Below are 8,169 nucleotides of genomic sequence, written 5' to 3'. Positions count from 1 at the left end.
ATTAAATGGACAGTCTTTTATTGGGCATTTGGATGAGAATGGGGAACGGTATGGGGAATTTAAGGAAGTAAATGATGATGCTCTTAGAGAATGATTTAGAAGATGAGTATATTAATTATTATAAAAATCGATATTTTTATAAGGAAAATAAAAAAATATCATTAATTATCAGTTATGGTGAGAAAAAAGATAACATTCAGTTAATATTAAAAAATGAAAAAAATATAAGGAAAGTATATTTTTTTGAGCGAAAAGGCAAGAAATATAAAAAGAAAAATTTGATAATAACATTTGATCCAGCTATTATCTTTTATCCTAATGATTTAATAAAAGAAAAATTGGAATAACTAAAATTAAATGAACTTAAATAAATTAAAAGTTTTCAAAAGTAGGGAGAATAAAAAATGAAACTTTACAACACAATGACGAATAAAATTGAAGAATTTAAGACAATAGAAGAAAATAAGGTAAAAATGTATGTTTGCGGGCCTACTGTCTATAATTACATACATTTGGGGAATGCACGTCCGATTGTGGTTTTTGATACGTTGGCACGATATTTTGAGCATAAGGGGATGGAAGTTGAGTTTGTGCAGAATTTTACGGATGTGGATGATAAGATTATAAATAAGTCTATGGAAGAAGGGACTTCTGCGAGTGAGGTTTCGGAAAAATATATAAAATATTTTTTTGAGGATATTAGCAAGCTGAATATTCTTGAGAGCGTGAAAAGACCTAAAGTTACTGAGAATATGGCGGAAATTATTGAGATTATTCAAAAATTAATTGATAATGGGTTTGCTTACGAGAAAGATGGGGATGTCTATTTTGAGGTAAAAAAATATAAGGATTATGGGAAATTGTCAAATCAGAAAATTGAGGAGCTGGAACTTGGGGCTAGGATTGATGTGTCAGAAATTAAGAAAAATCCAGTAGACTTTGCACTTTGGAAAAAAAAGAAAGATGGAGAGCCGTTTTGGAAATCGCCTTGGGGAGAAGGGCGTCCTGGCTGGCACATTGAATGTAGTGCGATGGCAAAAAAATATCTTGGGGATACATTTGATATTCATGGTGGCGGACAAGATTTAGTTTTTCCGCATCACGAAAATGAGATTGCCCAAAGTAAGTGTGCTTATCACGGAAACTTTGCAAATTACTGGCTTCACAACGGATTTATTCAGATAAATGGCGACAAAATGTCAAAATCGCTAGGAAATTTCTTTTTACTTCGTGAAATACTTGAAAAATTTTCTGGGAATGTAGTAAGACTTTTTATTCTTAGCACTCATTACAGAAAGCCAATTAACTTTTCATTCGAGAATATGGAGGATACAAAAAAAGCCTTGCAAAACATTGTAAAATCAATGAATAAATTTGAAAATATTGTTGAGAAGTATAAGAATGAAAAAATAGAAAATGTTAAAAATTCAGAGTTTTCTCAAAAAATTGATGGATTTGATAAAAAATTTGAAGAGGCGATGGATGAGGATATGAACACACCGCAGGCACTAGCGACTATTTTTGACCAGATTAGGGAAACGAATAAATTTATTTCCACAAATGAAAGTGAGTTTTCCACAATTTATTATGAAATAAAAAAATCTTATGATTCTTTGAAGGAAAAAATAGAAAATGTGTTTGGAATAGCACTTGAAGCGGAAAATGCCATGAAGGAAGAAGATGGAGAAAATATGGAATTGACAAAAAAATTAATTAAATTGCTGATAAAATTACGAAGTGAGGCAAGAAGTGAGAAAAATTTCAAGTTATCTGATGAAATTCGGGATGAATTGAAGGCACTTGGGGTAGAAATTAAGGATAATAAGGATGGAAGTACAGATTATAATTTATTGTAATTTTTGATTTAAAAAGAGGGAAAAATGAAAAATATTTTAGTAGGAGTTACAGGAGGAATTGCGGCATACAAATCGGCTGGAATTGTATCGTTTTTGAAAAAGAAAGGATATAATGTGAAAGTTGTGATGACTGAAAATGCTACAAAAATCATTGGACCTTTGACTCTTGAAACTTTATCAAGAAATAGGATTTATGTGGATATGTGGGACAGCAATCCGCATTATGAAGTGGAGCATATTTCACTTGCGGATTGGGCAGATATGGTTTTGATTGCACCTGCGACTTATAATATAATTGGAAAGGTAGCAAACGGGATTGCAGATGATATGCTTACGACAATCCTTTCCGCTGTTTCGATAAAAAAGCCAGTATTTTTTGCCTTGGCAATGAATGTGAATATGTATGAAAATCCCATTTTAAAAGAAAATATTGATAAGCTGAAATCCTTTGGATATAGGTTTATTGATGCAGAAGAAGGCTTGCTTGCCTGCAATTATAGTGCGAAAGGTAGAATGAGCGAGCCAGAAGATATTGTCGATGAAATAGAAAGATACAGTATTTTTTCAAAAATAGAAAATTTTAATACTGCGCTAAAAGGTAAAAAAATTCTTATAACAAGCGGGCGAACAAAGGAAAATATTGATCCAATCAGATATTTGTCAAATAATTCAAGCGGGAAAATGGGATATTCACTTGCTCAGGCGGCTGTTGATATGGGAGCAGAAGTAACTTTAATTAGCGGGCCTACGGATTTGAAAGTTCCAAATGGGCTTAAAAATTTTATTTCTGTGGAATCAGCGTTGGAAATGTATAAAAAAGTGGATGAATATTTTAAAAATACTGATATTTTCATAGCTTGTGCGGCAGTTGCTGATTACAGACCAAAGGAATACAAAAAAGAAAAAATAAAGAAATCTGATTCAGATTTTGTTATAGAATTGGTTAGAAATCCTGATATTTTACTAGAGATGAGCAAGAAAAAAGAAAAACAGCTATTAGTTGGATTTGCGGCAGAAACTAACGATATAAGGGAAAATGCCTTAAAAAAGCTGAAAAAGAAAAATTTGGATATTATAGTGGCAAATAACGCGTCTGTAATGGGCAGCGATGAAAATGTGATTGAGATTATTAGAAAAGATAGGACTTCAGTGGAAATTAGTCAGAAAAGTAAGGTAGAGCTGGCTTATGATATTTTGAGTGAGGTTATTTTTGAGTTGAAAAAGAGATAAAGTTTTTTGAAATTATGGATGTGTAGATTTTTATAAGTTCATTGATTTTGTAAAAGGGAGAATAAATTATGAAATCTGAAAAACAAAAGATAAAAAAAGTGTACATGCTGTATCATAGAGATGAAAAGGATAACGATAAATTAATAGGATTTTTTTCAACAAAGGAAAAGGCATTGGAAATTGTTGATAAATGGAAAGAAATGAAAGGTTTTAGGGATTTCCCTGAAGGATTTAAAATTAGAACCATGATAATTGGAAAAGATTACTATACAAAAGGGTTTAAATCTAAAAGCCTTAAATAATTAGGAGAAACTATGGAAATATGGATTTTATCACATGGATATGATTATGGAGATGTCTATGATAAATATAAGTGGAATGAAGAAGCAAGGTTTTTAGGTGCCTATTATACAAAGGAAGAGGGATTGAAGGCACTGGAAAAATATAAAAAAATCAAAGGATTTTGTTCACATTTGGATGGGTTCTGGCTAGAAAAGCATCATTTGGATAAATATGCTGGATGGGAAGGCGGTTATGTTACTTATTATAAAGAAGATGAGGTAAAAATTGATAATTCAAAAAATCAAAAATTATATGTACTTTCTCATTTTTATTATACTGATAAAGATAAAATAAAAGAAAAACATCGAATTTTATCAGTATGTTTGTCAAAATTAGAAGCTAGGAAGAAAATAAAGGAATATCAGAAAATAGAAGGATTTTCTTCACATATTTCTAATTTTTACATTGAAGAATATATTTTGGATGAAGAAAAAAATAAATAAAAGAAGGAGAGGCTATACAAATTTAGCAAATTAACTATGGATAATGAAAATAAGAATTTAGACGATAAAATTGAAGAAAAGCATGAAGTGAAAAATTCAAAATTTAGCAAGAAAAAAGGGATAATTTGGGGAATAATAGCTTTATTCATTTTAGGAATTATTATTTTCGGAATGATGTTTAGCAGAAAAAATATTAGTTCTGGGAAGAATATTGTGAATGAAGAGGAAGATGACAAAATTTTTAGGATTAATCCAGTAAAAAATCCGCAAGTTACCTATTATAATTTTCGTGGTGAAGTTTATCCTGACTGGGCTAAATTTGGGCTCACTCGAAGTAATGGAGCGAGAGGGCATCAAGGAATCGATATCTTTGCATTGCCAGGGTCAGATGTTTATGCTGTTCTAGATGGTAAAATTGTGGATATGTACGTGGATAAAACGGGTTATGGATTAAATTTCTACTTGGAAGTCGATCCAAAGGAACTTGAAAAAATAAAAAGAAAAAATTACAAACCTAAAGAAAGTGCAAGAGAATGGGCATACAGCCCAAATTATGACCCTAATACAATGCAAGTAAAATACATTAGATATTGCCATTTAAGTGAAGTGAATGTAAAAATCGGAGATACAGTAAAGGCTGGGCAAGTGATTGCCAAAACAGGTACAACTGGAAATGCAAGCGGAACACATGCTCCTCATCTGCATTTTGAGATAGCCTTTGAAATGAGAGGAAAAGGACTTATAAACAGAGTTGATCCAGAAATGTACTTTAAAATAAAAAATGGAGACAAAATGACAAAACAAGAGATAAATGCTCAGACTGAAGCAGCTAAAACAGAATGGTTTGAAACAAAGGGCTATGATACTGGATTTAGAGATAAAAGTATATTTTTAGAAAATAAAAGTACTCTTGAAAATGATAAAAAAACAATTATTAAACATAAAATAAAACAAAGAAAAAAATTTAAGTAAAAAATTAAAGCAAGTGGCTAATATTCTAACCTCTTGCTTATTTTTTATTTTCTACAATAATTCGATATCAATTTTTTTATAATATTTTTATAATTCTCTTTTTTTACTTTCCAAAACCCTATCCAAAATCACAATTGCCGTAGCTGCTTCCAATACTGGCACTACTCTCGGTACTATTATTGGATCATGTCTTCCTCGTACTTCTAAAATATCATTTTGCTTTGTTTCAAGATTTACAGTTTTTTGTGCTTTTTCTATTGAAGCTGTGGGTTTTATTGCCACTTTAAATGAAATTGGCATTCCAGTCGTTATTCCACCTATAATTCCACCATTGTTATTTGTAAATGATTTTATTTCTCCATTTTCATCAAAATACATCTCATCATTAGCTTCGTACCCTGTCATTTCTGTAATTCCAAAGCCTGCCCCAAACTCTATTCCCTTTGTAGCTGGCACCGAGAAAATCATTCTCGAAAGTTCGCTTTCCATGGATTCAAAATATGGGTCTCCTATTCCCACAGGAAGTCCTGTAACCATAAGTTCTACAATTCCACCAAGTGAATTCTTTTCTTCTCTTGTTTTTTCCACAGCCTTTTCAATTTTTTCCACAATTTCTTCATTCAAGACAGGCAAAGTCATATTTCTAAGTTTCTCAATATTTTCCTCTGTAATATCGCTTTCCACAAAATCTCTATCTTCAATATCTTTCACTGATTTAATGTGAGCTGCAATTAAAATTCCCTGCTCCTTCAAAATCTGTTTTGCAATTGCTCCAGCAAATACCAACGAAGCCGTTATTCTCCCAGAAAAATGTCCGCTTCCACGAATATCATTAAACCCACTATATCTGTTAAATCCGCTCCAGTCTGCATGTCCTGGTCTTGGCTTTCTTTTTAATTCGCTGTAATCCTTTGAACGCTGATTTGAATTTCTGATAATCATCGCAAGTGGCGTTCCAGTAGTTTTTCCATCAAAAAATCCACTCAAAATCTCAAATTCATCCTTTTCCACTCTAGGTGTTGTCAATTTTGATCTTCCTGGTGCTCTTCTTCTCATTTCCTGTGAGATAAATTCTAAATCCAGCTCCGTTCCTGCCGGAATTCCGTCAATATTTACTCCCAATGCACTACCATGTGATTCACCAAAAATTGATATTTTATAGTTTTTTCCAAAATTTGCTCCCATTTTTTTCCTTTCTATTTTCCCACATTTTTATTTATCATCATTTTTTACAACAAAATCTTTTCCATTTACAAAAACTGCCTCACTATTGCTTATTGGAAGTAAATTTAATTTACTTTCATAAATTTTTATAGTTTCTTTTGAACTTTCGACAAATGGAAATTCATTATTATGTGGCAAAATATAAAAATCTGTAATATTCATTGCTTCATAATTATCCAAATCAGTAGCAATTTCCTTATTATCCATTATCTGAATGTATTCTATATTTTTAGAAGTAATAACCGCTCCAGCCGATTCTCCTATATAAAGCATTCCATTTGATATTTTGTCTTTGATAGTATCTAAAATTTTTTTACGTTTTAGTTCCTGCAATAGATAAAATACATTTCCACCTGATACATACAAAATTTTTGTATCTTTCAATATATTTTCTATTTTTTGTTTTTCTGTTTTTGAAATATCTAAAATATTTATTGAAAATCCCAATTTCAAAAATGCCTGCTTAGCTTCGTCTACATATCCTTTATAATCTTCAGTGTTTGAAGCAGTAGGAACAAACGTAATTTCTTTTTCTGGTACATCTTTTAAAAATTCTTTCACTAAATTTTTCGTTCCTGCTAAATATGATGTCAAAAATAATTTACTCATATAAATTCCTTTCTTAACGGTCTCAACAAAATTTAATTAAATTTTACATCCGCATATTTTATTAATTTTCTATCTCATTAATTTAGATTTTACCATTTTTAACTTATTTATCAATTATAAATAAATTTTATCTTTCTTAGCAATCTTTCTCTATTTCTCCACCCATTTTCACAAAATCATCCCAAAAATGCGGATAAGATTTTCTAACACTTTCAGCCTCTTCCAGAATTATTTCCTTTTCACATCTTGTTGAAGCAATCGCAAGCGACATTGCAATTCTATGGTCATTCCATGCATTCACTGTAACTCCCCCTGTAAATCCTTCTACACCTTGAATAATCAAACTGTCCCCTTCCTCAGCTACATTCGCTCCAAGTTTATTCAATTCCGTCTTTATTGAAGTTATTCTATCTGATTCTTTTATTCTCAATCTTTCCCCATTAATAATCCTAGTTTCTCCTTCACTCAAGGCCCCTAATACTGTCAAAATTGGTCCAATATCAGGACATTGCGAAATATCAATTACTGTTCCTTGAGTTTTAGAAGGTCTCACAAGTACATAATCATCAAAAATCTCAAGATTTGCCCCCATTCTTTGAACAATTTCTATTATTTCCCTGTCGCCTTGCAGCGAGTTCTTATTCACATGCAGACATTTCACTTCATTGCCCTTGTTTGCAGAAATTATTCCAGCTACAATCCAAAACGCCACTTGCGAATAATCCCCCTCAACAGTATAATCAAACGGCTTATAAATCTGATTTCCCTTTATATCAAAACTCTTATAGTCATTGTTCACAATCTCAATTCCTGTCAGTTCCAATATTTCCAATGTCAAATCAATATATCCTTTAGATTCCAAATTCTTATTAATAGTCAGCTTTGAATCTCCGTCCAAGAGTGGCAAGGCATACAAAAGTCCCGTAATAAACTGTGAACTTATATTCCCGTCAATTTCATAATTCCCTGCCTTCAATTTTCCATTCACTTCAAGTGGCAATTTCCCATTCTCATTTTTATAAAAAATTCCCTGCTTATCAAAAATCTTATAATACGAGTCAAGTGGTCTATCCACCAGTTTCCCTTTTCCGTCGAAAATCAATTCATTTTCACTTGTAATCCCAATCGGTATCAAAAACCTGATTGTAGATCCCGACTCATTACATTGTACATATTTATCTTTTGGAACAACTTTTCCGCCATTTCCAATAATTTCAAGAGAACTTTCCTCTCGATTGATTTTCGCTCCCCAGTTTTCCATAATATCCGTTGTTGTTGTAATATCTACTGAAAACTTCAAATTATCAATCTTTGACTTCTTCCCGCCTTCAGCTAATGCAGCCGCAATTACCGCCCTATGTGAATAACTTTTAGATGGCGGTATTTCTATTGTACCGTTTAATATGCTTGGTTTTATCGCTATTTTCATAAATTATTTTTCTCCTTTTTTTATTTTAATTAATTATATAGACTCTATAATCCGTTTTTTTTAC

9 protein-coding genes are annotated in these 8,169 nt (G+C 31.6%); 6 read left to right on the top strand and 3 right to left on the bottom strand.

All coding sequences use genetic code 11. The annotated features are described in order from the left end of the window. Window positions 1-71 precede the first annotated feature (71 nt). The 6 genes from Q0370_RS01880 to Q0370_RS01855 all read left to right on the top strand — a co-directional run bounded on the left by Q0370_RS01880 (window position 72) and on the right by Q0370_RS01855 (window position 4,843). Window positions 72-347 carry a hypothetical protein gene (locus Q0370_RS01880; RefSeq protein WP_299571346.1) on the top strand — a complete coding sequence of 92 codons (276 nt, stop codon included), beginning with the start codon at window positions 72-74 and terminating at the stop codon, window positions 345-347. 57 nt (window positions 348-404) lie between these two features. Beyond that, window positions 405-1,856, top strand: coding sequence for a cysteine--tRNA ligase (gene cysS / locus Q0370_RS01875; protein ID WP_299571343.1), 1,452 nt, complete (start codon window positions 405-407; stop codon window positions 1,854-1,856). 24 nt (window positions 1,857-1,880) lie between these two features. Next, window positions 1,881-3,086 (top strand): bifunctional phosphopantothenoylcysteine decarboxylase/phosphopantothenate--cysteine ligase CoaBC, encoded by a 1,206-nt coding sequence (gene coaBC, locus Q0370_RS01870; RefSeq protein ID WP_299571340.1) that lies wholly within the window; start codon window positions 1,881-1,883, stop codon window positions 3,084-3,086. A gap of 68 nt (window positions 3,087-3,154) precedes the next feature. Next, window positions 3,155-3,388, top strand: a complete 234-nt coding sequence (locus Q0370_RS01865; RefSeq protein WP_299571338.1) for a serine kinase — start codon at window positions 3,155-3,157, stop codon at window positions 3,386-3,388. A gap of 12 nt (window positions 3,389-3,400) precedes the next feature. Beyond that, window positions 3,401-3,871 carry a hypothetical protein gene (locus Q0370_RS01860; protein WP_299571335.1) on the top strand — a complete coding sequence of 157 codons (471 nt, stop codon included), beginning with the start codon at window positions 3,401-3,403 and terminating at the stop codon, window positions 3,869-3,871. A gap of 36 nt (window positions 3,872-3,907) precedes the next feature. After that, window positions 3,908-4,843 carry a M23 family metallopeptidase gene (locus Q0370_RS01855; protein WP_299571333.1) on the top strand — a complete coding sequence of 312 codons (936 nt, stop codon included), beginning with the start codon at window positions 3,908-3,910 and terminating at the stop codon, window positions 4,841-4,843. An 87-nt stretch (window positions 4,844-4,930) separates the two neighbouring features. Here Q0370_RS01855 and aroC read toward each other — a convergent pair whose 3' ends face one another. The 3 genes from aroC to aroA all read right to left on the bottom strand — a co-directional run bounded on the left by aroC (window position 4,931) and on the right by aroA (window position 8,105). After that, the gene (aroC, locus tag Q0370_RS01850; protein WP_299571331.1) at window positions 4,931-6,028 is read right to left on the bottom strand and encodes a chorismate synthase; all 1,098 of its coding nucleotides are present in this window, start codon (window positions 6,026-6,028) and stop codon (window positions 4,931-4,933) included. A 27-nt stretch (window positions 6,029-6,055) separates the two neighbouring features. Further along, complete coding sequence (locus Q0370_RS01845; RefSeq protein ID WP_299571328.1) at window positions 6,056-6,676, bottom strand: Type 1 glutamine amidotransferase-like domain-containing protein; 621 nt, start codon at window positions 6,674-6,676, stop codon at window positions 6,056-6,058. A 136-nt stretch (window positions 6,677-6,812) separates the two neighbouring features. Further along, a complete protein-coding gene (gene aroA / locus Q0370_RS01840) occupies window positions 6,813-8,105 on the bottom strand; it encodes a 3-phosphoshikimate 1-carboxyvinyltransferase (RefSeq protein WP_299571325.1) in 1,293 nt (430 codons plus the stop codon). Window positions 8,106-8,169 lie beyond the last annotated feature (64 nt).

The sequence above is a fragment of the uncultured Leptotrichia sp. genome (genome assembly GCF_938036635.1).
GTDB classification, from domain to species: domain Bacteria; phylum Fusobacteriota; class Fusobacteriia; order Fusobacteriales; family Leptotrichiaceae; genus Leptotrichia; species Leptotrichia hongkongensis.
The sequence above is the reverse complement of the archived record's forward strand: the minus strand, read 5'-3'. Positions and strand labels throughout refer to the sequence as shown.